The sequence below is a fragment of the Pokkaliibacter sp. MBI-7 genome (genome assembly GCF_029846635.1).
Taxonomy (GTDB): Bacteria; Pseudomonadota; Gammaproteobacteria; order Pseudomonadales; family Balneatricaceae; genus Pokkaliibacter.
Genome location: NZ_JARVTG010000002.1, coordinates 708269 through 723371 on the forward strand (window position 1 = coordinate 708269; position 15103 = coordinate 723371).

The window sequence follows — 15103 nt, forward strand, 5'->3', positions numbered from 1 at the left end:
TCAACAGTCTCACAGCTGGTGACACATCAGCCGTCGAACAAAAACAACTAACGAGAACTACTGCGAGAGTGCCTGCTATGACTTGTTGCGGCATTGATATTCACGCTCACGTCGTCCCCGGCCATTTCCCGGCCTGGATTGACGGAAAGATTCCCCAGGGCTGGCCTGCCATGGTGGAGGCACCTGCCAGAGCAGGGCACTGCCACCGTCATGTGATGATTGACGGCAAGAACTACCGCACTGTGTCTGACCATTGCTGGAACGTTGCCAGACGTCTGGCTGATCTGCCGGAAATGGGCATCGCGATGCAGGTTATTTCTCCCATGCCGGAGCTGCTTAGCTACTGGCTCCCCGCTGGCACGGCACAGCCTCTGGTACGTTTTCTCAATGAGACCATCGCTGTAATGGTGGCCGAGAGTGAAGGTGTGCTGCAGGGTTTCGGCGCTGTACCCCTGCAGGATATGAACCTGGCTCTGGCAGAGCTGGACTACCTGCACAGCCATCTGCAGCTGAGCGGCGTAGAAATTGGCAGTCATATCAATGGTATTCCGCTGGGCGATATGCGCCTGCGACCCTTCTTCGAGGCCTGTGCCGAACGGGATATACCGGTCTTCGTGCATGCCTTGAAGCCAACGGGTATGGACCGGCTGGTTGGTCCTGCTCAACTGCAACAGGTACTTGCTTATCCCAGTGATGTCGGTCTGGCTGCTACCTCAGTCATTACCGGCAATTTACTGGAAAGCCTCCCTGCCTTGCGTCTGGCGTTCAGCCATGGTGGTGGCACCTTTGCATCGCTACTGCCGCGCTTGCAGCAGGGATGGCTGGTTTTTCCTGACCTTCAGGCAAGCATGCAGACGGCACCGGTAACACAGGCGCGCCAGCTGTATTTCGACACGCTGGTGTTTGATCAGCACACGCTGCAACACCTGATACAACAGTTAGGCGCCCGCCAGCTGATGCTGGGTACCGATTACCCCTTCAATTTCCGCGAAAAGCAGCCGGCGGCGCAGGTACATGCCTGTCAGTTGTCCGCCTCCGATAGAGATGCACTGCTGTTTGGCAATGCACAGCGTTTTCTTGGTCTGGCTTCACCGCATTCAAGGATTTCATTATGAGTTCTCCGCTTATCGAAGGGCTGCGCAGCGTTGCCTTTAACGTACCTGACCTGGCACTGGCTGAACGGTTCTATACCGACGTATGGCACCTGGATGTCGCGGCTCGCAGCACATCAGCGATCTACCTGAGCGGTACCGGCAAAGACCACCATCTGCTGGCACTGCATCAGGCCGACCAGCTGGCTATTCGTGATGTGACGCTGCGCGCGCGCAGCGCCAGTGCGCTGAACGACATCGCAGCACAGGTGCAGGAGCAGGGCGGAAAGGTATTGGCTGGACCCGGCCCGTCTGCCCAGCCCTCCGGTGGGCAGGAAGTCGTGATTGCCGATCCGCACGGACGTATTTTTCGTGTGGTTTACGGCGACCAGCTGCGTACAGAAGTCACCGCATCACCTGACCGGCCGATCCGGCTCGCTCATGCCGTACTCAACAGCCACGACGTTGCCGCGTCACAGCAGTTCTTTGCGTCCGTGTTTGGCTTCAGGCTGGCCGACCGCACCCGCATCATGGCTTTCCTCAACTGTGATACCGACCACCACACCATTGCCTTTGGCGATGCCGACAACGATGCCCTCAATCATGTGGCCTTTCTGATGCGCGACATTGATTCCGTTATGCGCGGCGGAGGCCGTATGCGTGACGCCCAGCATCCCATCGAATGGGGCCCCGGCCGGCACGGCCCGGGCAACAACGCCTTCAACTACTTTATCGGCCCCTTTGGTGAGGTGATCGAGTACACAGCCGAAGTCGAACAGATCGATGACAGTTACCGCGCCGGAAGCCCGGAAGACTGGACCTGGCCAGCGGGCAGGGTTGACCATTGGGGGATTTCCCAGCCCCCATCAAAGGCACTGAAAGAAGCTCAGAAAAGCGTATTTTTCATCCCAGTGAATGGATAACAACAAATGAAACTGACTACCTACCTCCGTGATGGACAAGCTCGTCTGGGTTTGATCGAAGGGAACCATCTCATCGATTTCAATGACGCTCAGCCACAGGTGCCTGCCGATATGCGTGCAGCTCTGGAAGCGGGCGTGGATCTGCAGGCTGCTGCCCGTGCTGCTCATGAAAGCACCGCCGCGCGGCTGGCACTGGATACGGTGACACTGGCACCGCTGGTTCCCGAGCCCGGCAAATTTATCTGCCTTGGCCTGAACTACTTCGACCATGCCAAAGAGGGTGGCCGTGAAAAGCCGGACTATCCCTGGTTCTTCTTCCGTGGCAAAAGCTCACTGCTGGCCGATCAGGAGCCCGGCCGCGTACCGAAGATTTCCAGCAAGTTTGATTATGAAGCGGAGCTGGCTGTGATCATTGGTCGCAGCGTACCGCGTCACGTCTCACAACAGGAGGCACTGAACTACGTGTTCGGCTACTCCTGCTTCAATGACATGTCAGTGCGTGACTATCAGAAGCGCACACCACAGTGGACTATCGGCAAGAACTTCGACGCCACCGGCGGCTTTGGCCCGGTACTGGTGACCGCTGACGAGCTGCCACAGGGAGCCGAGGGCCTCAATATCCAGTGTGTACTCAATGGCGAAGTCATGCAGAACGCGACGACCAGCGACATGATCTGGTCCGTCGCCGAAACCATCGCCCTGCTGTCTGAGTGCCTGACGCTGGAACCCGGTGATGTGATCGCCATGGGCACCCCGGCAGGTGTCGGACAGGCCCGTACGCCTCAGGTCTGGATGAAAGAGGGTGATACCGTCGAAATCCGCATTGAGGGCATCGGCACCCTGACTAACCCGATTCTGGCAGAGGCGGTCTGAGCGATGACAGGCGTAGTCTATGACGTCGCCATCGTAGGTTACGGCCCATCCGGGGCCGTAGCTGCCGGTCTGCTCGGGCAGGCTGGCATGCAGGTCTACGTGTGTGACAGGATTTCCGCGGTCTATGACAAGCCCCGTGCCATTGCGCTGGATCACGAGATCCAGCGGGTGTTCCAGCAGCTGGGGGTGATGGGTGAGATTGAACCTTACTGCGAGCCCTTTACCGACTCCTGTTACTACGGCGTGGACGGGCAGCTGATCCGTCGCATGACCATGGTCGATAAGCCCTACCCGCAGGGGTATATCCCTTCCATCGTGTTCACCCAGCCGCCGGTGGAAGCAGTGCTGCGGCGTAAAGTCGCCAGTCTGCCTTCTGTCACGGTCGATCTGGGTGTCACAGTGACCGGACTGCAACAGGATGACAAGCATCAGGAACAGCAACCGGATGAGACACTGGTCCATCTCACTGTCGAAAATCAGGACGGCCACAGCAGGACGATCAGTGCACGCTACGTGATCGGCTGTGATGGCGCATCAAGCACCGTTCGCAGTCTGTCAGGCATCACTCTGGAAGACCTCGATTTCGACGAACCCTGGCTGGTCGTAGATGTGCTGGCCAATGAGCAGGGTCTGCAGAAACTGCCGCAAACCAGCGTGCAGTATTGCGAGCCTGAGCGGCCATGCACCTTCGTTATCGGCCCCGGCAATCACCGCCGCTGGGAAATCTCGCTGAAGGAAGGTGAAGATCCGCAGCTGGCGGCAACGCCCGAAGGCACCTGGCAACTGCTGCAGCGCTGGATCACGCCGGATGATGCTCAGTTGTGGCGTCAGGCCAGTTACCGTTTCCATGCACTGGTAGCCGGGTGCTGGCGTGCAGGCCGTGTTTTTATCGCCGGCGATGCCGCCCATCAGCAGCCGCCCTTTCTGGGGCAGGGTATGTGTCAGGGCGTGCGTGATGTCAGCAATCTGGTCTGGAAACTGCTCAGCGTGCTGAATAAGACCATCGACGGCGAAGCTGCCGAGCGGCTGCTCGACAGTTACGGTGTTGAGCGCAAAGAACATGTTCGTCAGCTGACAACCACCATCAAGGCGATCGGCGCAGTGATCTGCGAGCGGGATGCAGACAAAGCCCGCGCCCGTGATCAAAAACTGCTCAGCGACTGTCAGGGTACGGTCAGGCCGACACCGCGGCAGGACGTATTACCACGTCTGACCACCGGCCTGATCAGCGAGTCCACCGCCGCTGGCAGCCTGTTTCCACAACCCTGGGTGGCGTCAGCCGCGGGGGCCGAGCGGATGGATCAGCAGCTTGGCCATGGCTGGAGGCTGATTACCCTGACCGAGAGTACCGGTGCCGTTGATGAACAGCTGCGTACGCTGCTGTCGCTGACGGTTGCGCGGCTCGGCAGTGATCAGCTGACCGAGCAGGACAATGTGCTGGCAGGCTGGTTTGACCGGCATCAGGTGACGGCCGCGCTGGTTCGGCCAGACAACTACGTTTATGGTACGGCCGCCACCCATGAAGCGCTGCTGGTGTTGCAACGACAGTTGTTGCAGACCTTGAGCGGCAAGGAGTCCTGATGAATCACACCCTGTATTTCGCCCCCGGCACCTGTTCACGCGTGGTCATGGCCGCCCTCGCACATCTCGACCTGGCCTGTCAGGCTGAGCAGGTGAAACTGGCAGAAGGGCAGCAGCGTTCGGCGGCCTATCTGGCCATCAACCCCAAGGGCAAGGTGCCCGTTCTGGTCACGCCCGAGGGGCCGCTGACTGACGTGATCGCCATCGCTGTCTATCTGGATGATCAGGCGACAATACAGGGCAAAAAGGAGCGGCTGCTGCCACTGCAGGGTTTTGCCCGTGCCACGGCGATGTCGTGGCTGAGCTGGTGTGCCGGTACGATTCATCCCCTGATCTACCGCCTGCGCATGACGGCACGGATTCACCCCGATGTTTCACAGCATGAAATCGTTCGCACTGCCGCCATGCAGGAGCTGACGCAGCAACTGCAGGTTGCCGAGCAGCAACTAAGCAGCGAAACAGGGCTGTGGCTGGCCGCGTCTGAGTGGACACTGGCCGATGCCTATCTGTTGTGGGCCTGGCAACGGGCGCAGCTGGCCGGGCTGGACAGCAGCCAGTGGCCCGCATTGGAAAAGTGGTCACAACGCGCCGAACAGCATCCCAGCTGGCAGCTGGCCATGGCGATCGAAGCCAAGGCGAGTTAACTGTGCCCTGCATGAATGTTTAGAACTATTCGCGATCTGCAGCGCTTCTCGCCTTATCTGGTTATAAATCGCGAGATTGTGAAGACATTCTTAGTGGGTGATAGTGCAAGCAATTGATAGCAATCGCTCTCTTAACCATTTATGTGCTGGATCTTCATCTTGGTAGCATGGCCACACCATTACTTCGGTCAGTGAGGGCATTTCAAAAGGTGCAGGCAGAAGTTTTACCGGGTAATGCTTCGCCATTTCGATGGCTAAACGGTAGTGCAGAGTGACAACACGATCAGTCCCCATAACAAGAAAGGGGGCAGCACTGAAGTGATCCACAGTACATTCGATTCGGCGCTGTCTGCCATATCTGGGTAAAAACCACTCCTCAAATGCAATGCTGCCTTCCTCTCCTATGCGAATAGCAACATGGCCGCTACTCATATAATCGTCCATTGAAAGCTCATTAATATTGATGGCATGTTCAGCACACATCATACAAATATGTTCGTCATGCATAAGATCAATTTGAGGGTGCTGAATTCGCTTTGCGTATTGCTCAGGAATGACCAATATATCAATATCGCCTTTCTCAAACTGTCCCAATATATCATCAGGGACACGAGTGAGATTGAGATGCATACCCGGTGCAATATTTGCTATCTCACGCACAACCTTCGAAATCAAGATACTAACCATATAGTCTGATGCGGCAATAGTGTAACTTCTATTTACTGTTGCTGGGTCAAAGCATGGACGCAGCGCTACAGTAGCTCGGACTTTCATTAGAGCATCTCGGACAGGGTTAATTAGGCTTCTGGCCAAAGGAGTTAGCTCCATCCGGCGTCCTACTGGAACTAATAAACTATCTTCAAAATGGTCTCGTAGTCTGGAAAGTGCTGCGCTAGTTGCAGACTGTCCAATATGAAGACGCTCACTGGCTCTCGTGACATTTTTTTCTTCCAGCAATACATCGAGGACAATCAGGAGATTTAAGTCAAACTTGTCCATTCGCATTCTAGGATACTCCTAATTATTCAGGTATTAATTCTATCAATACAAGGCATTAATTCAATCTGATTTTATTATTTTATATTGCCTGATATGGTAAATCTGCACTTTAAGACAATCTATCATTGTCAGAGTCGGCCTAGAAAAGATAAAAATAATAGGGTGAAAATAGAATGAGAAAAATTAAAAATGCAGTGGCAGTAGCCGCTGTAACAATGATTTCATCTGAAGCATTCTCGCAAGAGCTTCCTTTATCAGTCCAGTCACAGATAAACTTTAGTAAAGCAGGTCTACTAAGATCATTTTATGAAAGTGATCAGTATGGATCTGTGCAATGGCGTATAGGCCAGGCACGCTCAACGATAGGTGGAGCAAAATCTCCATCTGCACCTCAAAATGGTTATTCCGACAAAACAACAGACTCTGTTATTCCTATAAAAGTTCTGCATTCCCTATCCGGGGGAAATTCTGATCTACTTTTTGGTATTAAAGGAACTTTTCCAAATGGCTATGGCAATCAAAACACCCTCGATGGCGAAATATATCGCTTAGATGCTGAGTATCTTCACTATATTGATACTGACACTATGCTAGGTATTGGAGCCTTTTATGAAGCATCTGATTTAAATAGCTCTGGAATAGCAAGTAGCGATATTGAGTCTAAAGGCGGTGGAATACGTGTCGACGCAATTAGAAAATTTTCAGCTCACTGGGGGATGGCTGCGCGTGCAGAGTATTACTGGGGAACAACTAAAGTAACCAACCCAATCACTTCCTCCTTCTCTCTTATACATAAACAAGGCGATGATCATATTTACACACAGGCTGAACTGATTGGCCAATATCGGCAAGATGATACTGGTGTAATACCGGTAGGCTGGGTTCTGCACCCTGCATTAGGTATTCAGTATCAGCATAACTATCTTGAATCTACAGCTAATAACCTAGGCGTGATTTCATCAGGAGTGGTTGGAGATTCTGAAGAGTATGGTACATGGTGGACACATCTGCGTCTTGAGAAAGAAACCTCTCCCGGTGAATGGACTCCTACATTTCTTTTGGGATATGAAAGAGAGTATGTGAATAATTTGGATAAGTATGTTCAGGAGCCTTCTTATGGGGTTGTTGGCACTGGCATATCTATGCTTACTCAGGGTGGGATGCGAGTAGGCGTTGAGTATTCCCGTCATCAGGGTTTCAACGGCAATCGAATAAATAGTGCACTTTTGGGTACATTGAACTTTAGATTTTAGAATTCAGTTAAAAAGACACCTTCTATCTTGAGAGGGTAGATAATAAAGTCCAAATAATAGGTGAATTAATAATGACAAAAATCAACACCCTTTCTGGTAATGCTGCACTTAGCGTGGGGCATATGGCCGGAATGATAGACTTAGCGGCTTTACCCTTATGGATAACTGCATTAATGGAGTCTTATAAATTACAAGCACCTCAAGCTGGTTTAACCGTCACTCTGTTTTTGCTCGGCGTTGTTATATCAAGTATATATTTATCATCTAAGTTTGAGATGCTTCCACGACGTCATGTTTCATTTTTTGGTTTCTCATTATCGGCGTCGTGCTTTATAGCAATAGCTATTCTACCCATTGATCCACATAGCTTTTTAACTCTTTTGATTCTACATTTTGCCGCCGGATTAGGTTCTGGTTCTGCACTCTCGGTGACTCATGGATGTATTGGTAGATCAGAAAATCCACACCGGCTATTTGGTATCGTTAATGTCGCTATGGGAGTGCTTGCGATTATCATGTTTGCTGTGCTGCCGGGGTTAATGCACAGCATGGGTGCGCATGTAATCTTTATCGCTTTCTCTATTACGATGGGGTTAGCAGCAGTTAGTGCAGTATTATTCTTTCCTGATATAGAAACACCACCATCAAATAACTTCGCTCCAAAGGCCGTGAGAACTGAAGCATATAAGCTGCACAGTACTGCATGGTTAATTATTGCTGTCATCGCATGCCTGGCGCTTAGTCAAGCAATTGTATTTTCCTATTTGGATCGTATTGGTGATGTGCGTGGGTTCAGTAAAGAAAAAATACAAACACTACTGGTAGTAATGGGATTTGTTAATTTGCTACCAGGAATCTTAGCAGCGCTATTGCAAAAACATCTTTCTCCTTTTGGAGTTGGTATAGCTGGTCTGTGTCTACAAGGAGCATGTGCACTTACCATTACAAATTCACATGAATATCAGCTCTTTGCTGCGCCTGCTGCTGTCTATGTCACTCTGACTATTTTTACGCATACATTTCTATTTGGAATGCTGTCAAAGATTGATCCGACGGGTCGAGCAGTTGCTGCTACGCCAGCAATGATGATGACAGGGTCTGCACTTGGGCCTGTTTTAGGCGGGCTGATTGTTACGGGTGTTGGATACGGTGGGTTGGGCTGTGCAGTTCTTGTTATTGCATGTTTTGCTATCGGCTTACTGCTACGCGCCCGTTATGTTCTTAATCAGAGTAATGAGTCTGCCATGTTGGCTAACTCTTAAATAAAACTTCTTCATAAAACTATTTCGTGGAGATTGATATGAATAACAAGGTAACTCCTCCGTCAAAAATGCTTTTTCCTGATGATGTAGTTTTCAATGGCTACGCCGCTCCTGTCAGAATTGAGGGGCAGGTACATGACCTGGAAGTTATTGGAACTATTCCGCCAGAACTGGAAGGTGCCTACTTCCGGAACAGTGCAGATCACACCTATCCACCATTACTAGGAAAAGACATCTTCTTAAATGGTGATGGAATGGTGCACATGGTTCGTATGCAGAATGGTCATGCTGATCTGTCCATGCGCTATGTACGCACTCACAAATTCAAACGAGAACGTCAAGCTCGCAAAGCATTATTTGGTTCCTATCGAAACCCATTTACAGACTCATCAGAAGTAACTGGCGAAGACTCAAACACCGCTAATACATCAATTATGTGGCATCATGGCAAACTTTACGCTCTTAAAGAATCAGGCCGGCCCTATGAGCTTAGCCCAGTTGATCTCACTACTCTCGGTGAGTCCGATTTTAATGGACAGCTGAAAAGCAAAACCTTTACGGCTCATCCTAAATTTGATCCAGTTACAGGCGACTGCATTGCATTTGCATACAACTGTAATGGGGTGGCAAGTGATGAAATTGAAGTTTATACCATAAGCAAAGATGGTCAGTTTAAAAGTACTGAGCGCTTTAGGGCTCCGTATTGCTCTATGGTTCATGATTTTCTGGTTTCACGTAATTTTATTGCCTTTGTTATTTGCCCTATGGTGTGTGACTGGGAGCGGGTAGAGCAGGGTGAGTCATATTGGCACTGGGATAGTAAAAAGAAAACATATGTTGCTGTTATTCCTCGTGATGTAGGCGTATCAGGCATTAGATGGTACACAGCACCAAAGGTCGCAATGCAAACCCATTCATTTAATGCCTGGGAGGATGGGAGCAAACTTGTTCTTGATCATTTTGTAAATGATTCCGGATGGTTAAGTCAGTTTCCTGATATCCATAACCCATCTGCACATGAGACGCCTCCATTCGGAGAACGTTGGACAATTGATATTAACAGTGAAGGTGACAGCGTTGATATTCAGCGCTTCATTGAACACATTGGTGAGATGCCTGTCATCGACCCGCGCTTTGCAATGACAAAAAACCGTCATTACTGGTTTGGAACAAATAACCCATCACTAGGGCCAATGCTGGAACCCGGTCCTAAAGGCCCTCCCTTTACTTGTTTAGGTCACTTTGATGAGCTGACAGGAAAACTGGACTTTTTCTATGCAGGTCCAAACTCTTCTCCAGAAGAGCCATGTTTCGTTCCTCGAAGCCAGGATGCTGAAGAAGGGGATGGATGGTTATTGTCTATGGTCGGCAGAAGAGATGAGAATCGCACTGATCTGGTCATTCTGGATGCAAGAAATCTTTCTCAAGGCCCAATCGCTATCATTAAATTTCCATGTCGTGTACATGAAGGATTTCACGGAATTTGGGTTACTTCCGATGCATTAGGTTGGTAGATAACATGTTGGTGTAAAAAAGAAAATCACCCAACGAACGTTCCTAGTATTTCCGAAATTATAAAAAGTATTACAGGAGTTTTGCATGATTACGTTATATGGATCATTGCATTCTCGCGCAAATCGTTGTGCCTGGATGCTTAAGGAGTTGAATGTAGACTTTCATCATGAGCCAACAAATTTTCTTGATGGCAGTACTCATAACCCTGAGTTTCTTCAGCTCAATCCAAATGGACGAGTACCTGCTTTGACGGATGACAGTCTTAAGCTTTTTGAATCTTTAGCAATCAATCTTTATCTAGCAAAGAAGTTTGGCGGACCATTGTCTCCTGCTGACATGGAAGAAGATGCCCTCATGACTCAATGGACCTTATGGGCAGTCACAGAAATAGAGAAACCTCTATTGCTGGCAGCAGCTAATAACGTTCTATTCGATGAGTCTTCACGAAGCCAAGATGAGTTTGCTATCGCATTACAGAAGCTATCTCGACCTTGGGGTGTTCTGGATAAACACTTGAGTCAACACTCTCATATTGTTGGGAATCGATTTAGTGTTGCAGATCTCAACGTTGCATCAGTTATGACATTAGTGCCTATTGCCGCAATAGACTTATCACCATGGCCAGCATTAGATAAATGGTTGAAAGTTAGCCTCGAAAGGCCAGCTGCAAGCGATTGGAAACATGTCAGTTTTAGGATTCCTCGTCCAGTTAGTCAGCTCGGAATGCTTGCGATGTTCGTTTAATCATTTCTAGCTATCTTTTTGTGTGGGTCTCTCAGAGTGTATCCTGGGAGGCTCTATATACGCATTCTGAACCGCCCCGAGTTTTGCGGAGGCTGGTTGGTTTGAGTCAAGCCGCAATGGCCTGACTCCCGAGGTTGCGGTAGTAGTTTGCCTCAGCTTCTGCCGGTGGAATATAGCCAAGTGGCTCAAGCAGCCGCTGGTGATTGAACCACGACACCCAATTGAGGGTCGCCAGTTCCACCTCTTCCAGGCTGCGCCAGCGGCGCCGGTGGATCACTTCGGCCTTGTACAGACCGTTGATCGTCTCTGCCAGCGCGTTGTCGTAGCTGTCGCCCTTGCTGCCCACCGATGGCGCGACCCCCATCTCAGCCAGCCGCTCGCTGTAACGCAGCGACACGATTGAAGGTCATAAACAGGGATATCAGGCGATCAAAGCGGCCAACAGCAAGCTGCCTGCAGGCTTCTCACTGGCCATGTTCGACGATCAGGCAACCGGAGCGCACAGTCTGCGTGATGCCAAACGCGAAGAGCTCTATGGTGACTGGCTGCGGGCAGCACAATACAGCGACTTTATCGGCGTGCAGAACTACGAGCGTGCAGTCTGGGATGACAAAGGCAAGCTGCCCGCGCCACAAGGTGCAACGCTGAACTACATGGGCAGCGAGGTGTACGCGCCGTCACTGGCTAACGCCGTCAGATATGCCCATGAAGTCACGGGTAAACCCATTCTGGTAACGGAGCATGGTGTTGGCACAGATGACGACCGTATCCGTGCCGACTTTATTCCGGCAGCGCTGACCGAACTGAAAAAGATCATGGATGCCGGTGTGCCGGTCGCAGGTTACGTGCACTGGGCATTGCTGGATAATTTCGAGTGGATTGGAGGGTTCACGCCGCACTTTGGTCTGCATACTGTTGATCTGCAGACGCTCAAACGGCAGCCCAAACCCAGCGCACTGGTGTATCGCGACATAGCGAAGAGCAACAGCGTGTAGGCAGCAGCATGGCCATGCGCAGCGTATCAGTCTGAACGGCTGTTACGCTGCGAGATGCGGCATTTACTGAGCTTGGAAAGTGTCTAGGAAATCCGGGGCGATTCAATGCGAGATGCGAGAAGGTAACGACGGTTGTAGTGATGGTATTGAAAGTGAACGATGTAAGCGCCGCGAAAGATCACCACATGCCATCATCAAGTAACGTATAAGTGGACTAACCAGGAGCTAAAAGCTCAATGCCGATAAATAGGATTATCGGCACTGGGGCTGAAAATCGCCCGAAACAGCCCCTGATCACAGCCCATATATAGATTCGCATAATATGGTCAGGCGTTATGTCTATAAGTGGCCTGTGAGAATTCCATTCACAGGCCAAGCAGAAAAGCAGCTGCGTGGGTGGGCACATGGGGTAGGGGCCCCGTGCCCACATCGTTGATGCGCGTGATGCGTCTTTTTGACATAGCGCCCTATTATGACGAAGTTCTGTTTCTCCGCTGATGCTCGGCTCGCTGCCCGAAGGGCATTAGCGCTTGCACTGCATTCTGGCTGTTCTCCGGCACTTGCAGCGCGGTACCCGCCAGAACCTTTTCCCTACTCGTGTTTTTGCCCCCTGTAGCAGTCCGTGGCTGATCGGACTCAATCTGATAGCGGTGTCAGTGCTGCTCACGTCCTGATATCCGCTTTTCTGTATCTCACACTGAGCTAGGTTCACCGCGCAGCGGTTCGGGTTCCAGTAACACCCGAACTTTACCGCGGGATCCCGCGGTCTGACTTCTATTTTTCTCTCCAGTCGTCTTTGTTGCCTTTCTCTTTTGCAAGCTTTATCCAGACAGCCCTTACATCTGCGTTTGTTTCTTTCTGAGCGTTGGCTGTTGCTATCAACTCAAGTGGGTCTCGCCTCAATGCATTAGCTAGCCTAATTATTTTTTCTGCCCCCATTGGCTGCCCGTTTCTGACTTTTGTTATGTATTGTCTTGAAACATTTAGCATTTTTGCCACTTGATAGTCTGAATCTAGCTTCATTCTCTCCTTTAATTCATCAATGTAGCTATCAAACCATCTCATCACACTTATCTCTTGGTGAACTCCAGTAATAATAATTGTCATGTAACCGGGAGAGGTAACGTAACTAATACTGTTGACAGTAACCATTGTTGGTTCTATGTTTTGCAACGTGTAACCAATTCTAGTTACTGACGGATTTTGTCTATGTCTGCAATCAACATTGATTGGGCGACTGTTTATCAGGACTTTTCAGAGGAGCTCCCTTTGATTAGTGCCCAGTCTGCGGCGTGGTTTGATTCAGAGACTGGCGAATACCTGGGCACTACTCAGCCGACTACTAAGCAAGAGGGCAGCTATTCGACCTCTGTGCAGGTTCGCGTCTCGGGTAACCGCGTTACTTGCTCTGGTAATCCGAGTCGCTTTGATCGCCTTGATAACGTCATTGGTTGCCGCACCCTCGATCATGCAATGTCTGTTTTCAATCGCCTTCTCTCTAAAATTGGTCTTCCTGAGTTCACTAAATGCACCCGCACTTGGATTCTGCAGCAAGGATCAGACAAAGCATCGACCGTTTCTGATGGGGCTGTATTTCAGCGTATCGATATCAATCGTAACAGGGCAGTGGGGCACGGTAATGAACAGGCTTATTTGAAAGGGCTTGCCACTCTACGTTATCGCCATTCAATTCCGTTTTTATATCCCGATGGCTACACAGTCGATTGGAGCTCTAAAAATGGCTCTAATTTTTTGCTGTATCCCTCGGTTTATACTAAAGGTGTTGAATTGCGTAAGCATAGTTTGTCAAAAATTAAACGCCGATTAGGTGAAACCTCAGACGAATACACATATGTTTCTAAACTGGCTGATTATTGTGATCAGATTGGTTTAGTTCGTTTCGAGCTAAAGTTGTATTCCCGTTTATTGCAAAGAGAAGGTCTCAAGTTTTGGGGTCTATTTGACGAATCCAAATTTCATCATATGTTAGATGATTTTTGTTCCATCGACTCTAAATTACAGGTGGAAAGAATGGATATTGAAACTATTTCAGAGCGTTTGATCTCGTCTGGAGTTTGTTCATCTACTCATGCAGCAAATACTACTGCTAATTATGCTATGTGTTGGATGAGCGGTAAGCAGTTTGATTTTAAGAAGCGGCAGGTTCAGGACCACGCGGCCCGCTTGAATCGAATCGGTATCAATATTCGTTTGCCCTGTGACATTACAAAATCGTCACCCGTTTACGTTAAGCGGGCTATTGAAGTTGTTGTTTCTGACAATGTGATCGTGCCGAGCTGGTATCGTCATATTGATTACAAACCAGCGCTGCGAGCCGTGGCGTAAACGAGGTATTAATCATGCAATTACAATTTGGTGAATATGTTTGTGGTGTTGTTCAGGACGTTATCTCTGAGCCGTGGTCGAGTGACCCTACTAAGTTTAACCATCGAGTTTTAATGATTCGCCCGTATTCAGATCAATACGGAAATCCGCAGACGGATGTAATGCAGATTGATATTGCAGCTGAAGAAGTTCAGCCAATGCGTGCCCAGTTGCAGCATTTTCGCGGCCAGCCTGCGCTCCTGCAGGTTGTTGCTCAGGCCCGATCCGGCGGCCGTAACGGTGCCTGGCTACGTCGATTCAAGCCCAAAGGCGCTAACTTCATTCCTTTTCCTTCTCCGGCTGATCAGAAGCCTAAGTGATGGAAACCATTACGCAAATGAATGGCTATATGCAGCTGATATATTTGTCTGCCTGTATGTTGGCATTTGCGATCGGCTATTTAGGGGGGCGTAAGTGATGGAATTATCTCATTTTACATCCGACCAACTTTCTTCATTAGCTGTTGGCCTGTGTATTTGCTGGTTTTCCGGTTTTTGCACAGGCTTTCTCCATGGGTCTATTCAGACTCTATTCCGTAAAACCTTTCATTGAGGTGTATATGATGCCTAAAAATCAAATCGTTGTTCGTAAAAATGGCATGAACTCAATTCAGCGTTCGTTGCCTGTTCTGGTTGTTGCGCTGTCCCTGTTTGCAGGCTCTGTAATGGCTGCCGATGGTGACGGCACTACTGAGGCCAGCTCTATGGCTACTCTACTGATTGCGTCTGCTGTAGCGATTGGGGCGTCAGCAATGACTGTTGTTGTTGCTCGTCTGGGTATCGAAGCGGGCATGTCGTTCGTCAAAGCGTTTATGCGCAAAGCTTTCGGGCGTTAATTG

At 50.0% G+C, this 15103-nt stretch carries 15 protein-coding genes and 1 pseudogene; 13 read left to right on the plus strand and 3 right to left on the minus strand.

All coding sequences use genetic code 11. From position 1 onward, the window contains the following. The first annotated feature begins 77 nt into the window (after positions 1-77). From QCD60_RS22885 to QCD60_RS22905, 5 genes are read left to right on the plus strand one after another with little or no spacing between them, the layout of a single operon-like run. Positions 78-1115 carry an amidohydrolase family protein gene (locus QCD60_RS22885; RefSeq protein ID WP_279788777.1) on the plus strand — a complete coding sequence of 346 codons (1038 nt, stop codon included), beginning with the start codon at positions 78-80 and terminating at the stop codon, positions 1113-1115. Further along, positions 1112-2014 carry a VOC family protein gene (locus QCD60_RS22890; protein WP_279788778.1) on the plus strand — a complete coding sequence of 301 codons (903 nt, stop codon included), beginning with the start codon at positions 1112-1114 and terminating at the stop codon, positions 2012-2014. Before QCD60_RS22885 ends, QCD60_RS22890 begins: the two co-directional genes overlap by 4 nt. A gap of 6 nt (positions 2015-2020) precedes the next feature. Then, positions 2021-2887: a fumarylacetoacetate hydrolase family protein gene (locus tag QCD60_RS22895; protein WP_279788780.1), complete on the plus strand. Its 867-nt coding sequence runs from the start codon at positions 2021-2023 to the stop codon at positions 2885-2887. A 3-nt stretch (positions 2888-2890) separates the two neighbouring features. Beyond that, entirely contained in the window at positions 2891-4468 is a 1578-nt protein-coding gene (locus QCD60_RS22900; RefSeq protein WP_279788782.1) for a bifunctional 3-(3-hydroxy-phenyl)propionate/3-hydroxycinnamic acid hydroxylase, read from the plus strand. Continuing rightward, on the plus strand, positions 4468-5112 hold the full coding sequence (locus QCD60_RS22905) for a glutathione S-transferase family protein (RefSeq protein ID WP_279788785.1): 645 nt from the start codon (positions 4468-4470) through the stop codon (positions 5110-5112). Before QCD60_RS22900 ends, QCD60_RS22905 begins: the two co-directional genes overlap by 1 nt. Positions 5113-5202: 90 nt before the next feature. Here the strand turns inward: QCD60_RS22905 and QCD60_RS22910 are convergent, their stop codons facing one another. Further along, the gene (locus QCD60_RS22910; protein WP_279788787.1) at positions 5203-6117 is read right to left on the minus strand and encodes a LysR family transcriptional regulator; all 915 of its coding nucleotides are present in this window, start codon (positions 6115-6117) and stop codon (positions 5203-5205) included. A gap of 167 nt (positions 6118-6284) precedes the next feature. Between QCD60_RS22910 and QCD60_RS22915 the strand changes: the two genes are divergently transcribed. From QCD60_RS22915 to QCD60_RS22930, 4 genes are all read left to right on the plus strand, one after another. Continuing rightward, complete coding sequence (locus QCD60_RS22915; protein WP_279788789.1) at positions 6285-7364, plus strand: hypothetical protein; 1080 nt, start codon at positions 6285-6287, stop codon at positions 7362-7364. 71 nt (positions 7365-7435) lie between these two features. Next, entirely contained in the window at positions 7436-8626 is a 1191-nt protein-coding gene (locus QCD60_RS22920; protein WP_279788791.1) for an MFS transporter, read from the plus strand. 38 nt (positions 8627-8664) lie between these two features. Continuing rightward, the gene (locus QCD60_RS22925) at positions 8665-10140 is read left to right on the plus strand and encodes a carotenoid oxygenase family protein (protein WP_279788793.1); all 1476 of its coding nucleotides are present in this window, start codon (positions 8665-8667) and stop codon (positions 10138-10140) included. Positions 10141-10225: 85 nt separating this feature from the next. Next, positions 10226-10885 (plus strand): glutathione S-transferase family protein, encoded by a 660-nt coding sequence (locus QCD60_RS22930; RefSeq protein ID WP_279788795.1) that lies wholly within the window; start codon positions 10226-10228, stop codon positions 10883-10885. Between the two features lie 106 nt (positions 10886-10991). On the opposite strand, the pseudogene QCD60_RS22935 reads toward QCD60_RS22930, so the two are convergent. Then, a pseudogene (locus QCD60_RS22935) lies at positions 10992-11282 on the minus strand (integrase core domain-containing protein); the annotation flags it as partial. A 76-nt stretch (positions 11283-11358) separates the two neighbouring features. On the opposite strand from QCD60_RS22935, the gene QCD60_RS22940 reads away from it, so the two are divergent. Next, positions 11359-11880 carry a family 1 glycosylhydrolase gene (locus tag QCD60_RS22940; RefSeq protein ID WP_279788797.1) on the plus strand — a complete coding sequence of 174 codons (522 nt, stop codon included), beginning with the start codon at positions 11359-11361 and terminating at the stop codon, positions 11878-11880. Between the two features lie 774 nt (positions 11881-12654). On the opposite strand, the gene QCD60_RS22945 is transcribed toward QCD60_RS22940, so the two are convergent. Continuing rightward, entirely contained in the window at positions 12655-13032 is a 378-nt protein-coding gene (locus tag QCD60_RS22945; protein WP_279788799.1) for a helix-turn-helix domain-containing protein, read from the minus strand. Between the two features lie 57 nt (positions 13033-13089). On the opposite strand from QCD60_RS22945, the gene QCD60_RS22950 reads away from it, so the two are divergent. The 3 genes from QCD60_RS22950 (at position 13090) to QCD60_RS22960 (ending at position 15100) form a co-directional block, all read left to right on the plus strand. Continuing rightward, positions 13090-14226, plus strand: coding sequence for a phage/plasmid replication protein (locus tag QCD60_RS22950; protein WP_279788802.1), 1137 nt, complete (start codon positions 13090-13092; stop codon positions 14224-14226). 14 nt (positions 14227-14240) lie between these two features. Continuing rightward, on the plus strand, positions 14241-14585 hold the full coding sequence (locus QCD60_RS22955; RefSeq protein WP_279788804.1) for a hypothetical protein: 345 nt from the start codon (positions 14241-14243) through the stop codon (positions 14583-14585). A 239-nt stretch (positions 14586-14824) separates the two neighbouring features. Next, a complete protein-coding gene (locus tag QCD60_RS22960) occupies positions 14825-15100 on the plus strand; it encodes a hypothetical protein (protein ID WP_279788806.1) in 276 nt (91 codons plus the stop codon). Positions 15101-15103: the final 3 nt, after the last annotated feature.

Coding starts and splice junctions, on each gene's coding strand:
- QCD60_RS22885 (WP_279788777.1), top strand. CDS start 78: ATGACTTGTTGCGGCATTGATATTCACGCTCACGTCGTCCCCGGCCAT.
- QCD60_RS22890 (WP_279788778.1), top strand. CDS start 1,112: ATGAGTTCTCCGCTTATCGAAGGGCTGCGCAGCGTTGCCTTTAACGTA.
- QCD60_RS22895 (WP_279788780.1), top strand. CDS start 2,021: ATGAAACTGACTACCTACCTCCGTGATGGACAAGCTCGTCTGGGTTTG.
- QCD60_RS22900 (WP_279788782.1), top strand. CDS start 2,891: ATGACAGGCGTAGTCTATGACGTCGCCATCGTAGGTTACGGCCCATCC.
- QCD60_RS22905 (WP_279788785.1), top strand. CDS start 4,468: ATGAATCACACCCTGTATTTCGCCCCCGGCACCTGTTCACGCGTGGTC.
- QCD60_RS22910 (WP_279788787.1), bottom strand. CDS start 6,117: ATGCGAATGGACAAGTTTGACTTAAATCTCCTGATTGTCCTCGATGTA.
- QCD60_RS22915 (WP_279788789.1), top strand. CDS start 6,285: ATGAGAAAAATTAAAAATGCAGTGGCAGTAGCCGCTGTAACAATGATT.
- QCD60_RS22920 (WP_279788791.1), top strand. CDS start 7,436: ATGACAAAAATCAACACCCTTTCTGGTAATGCTGCACTTAGCGTGGGG.
- QCD60_RS22925 (WP_279788793.1), top strand. CDS start 8,665: ATGAATAACAAGGTAACTCCTCCGTCAAAAATGCTTTTTCCTGATGAT.
- QCD60_RS22930 (WP_279788795.1), top strand. CDS start 10,226: ATGATTACGTTATATGGATCATTGCATTCTCGCGCAAATCGTTGTGCC.
- QCD60_RS22940 (WP_279788797.1), top strand. CDS start 11,359: ATGTTCGACGATCAGGCAACCGGAGCGCACAGTCTGCGTGATGCCAAA.
- QCD60_RS22945 (WP_279788799.1), bottom strand. CDS start 13,032: ATGGTTACTGTCAACAGTATTAGTTACGTTACCTCTCCCGGTTACATG.
- QCD60_RS22950 (WP_279788802.1), top strand. CDS start 13,090: ATGTCTGCAATCAACATTGATTGGGCGACTGTTTATCAGGACTTTTCA.
- QCD60_RS22955 (WP_279788804.1), top strand. CDS start 14,241: ATGCAATTACAATTTGGTGAATATGTTTGTGGTGTTGTTCAGGACGTT.
- QCD60_RS22960 (WP_279788806.1), top strand. CDS start 14,825: ATGATGCCTAAAAATCAAATCGTTGTTCGTAAAAATGGCATGAACTCA.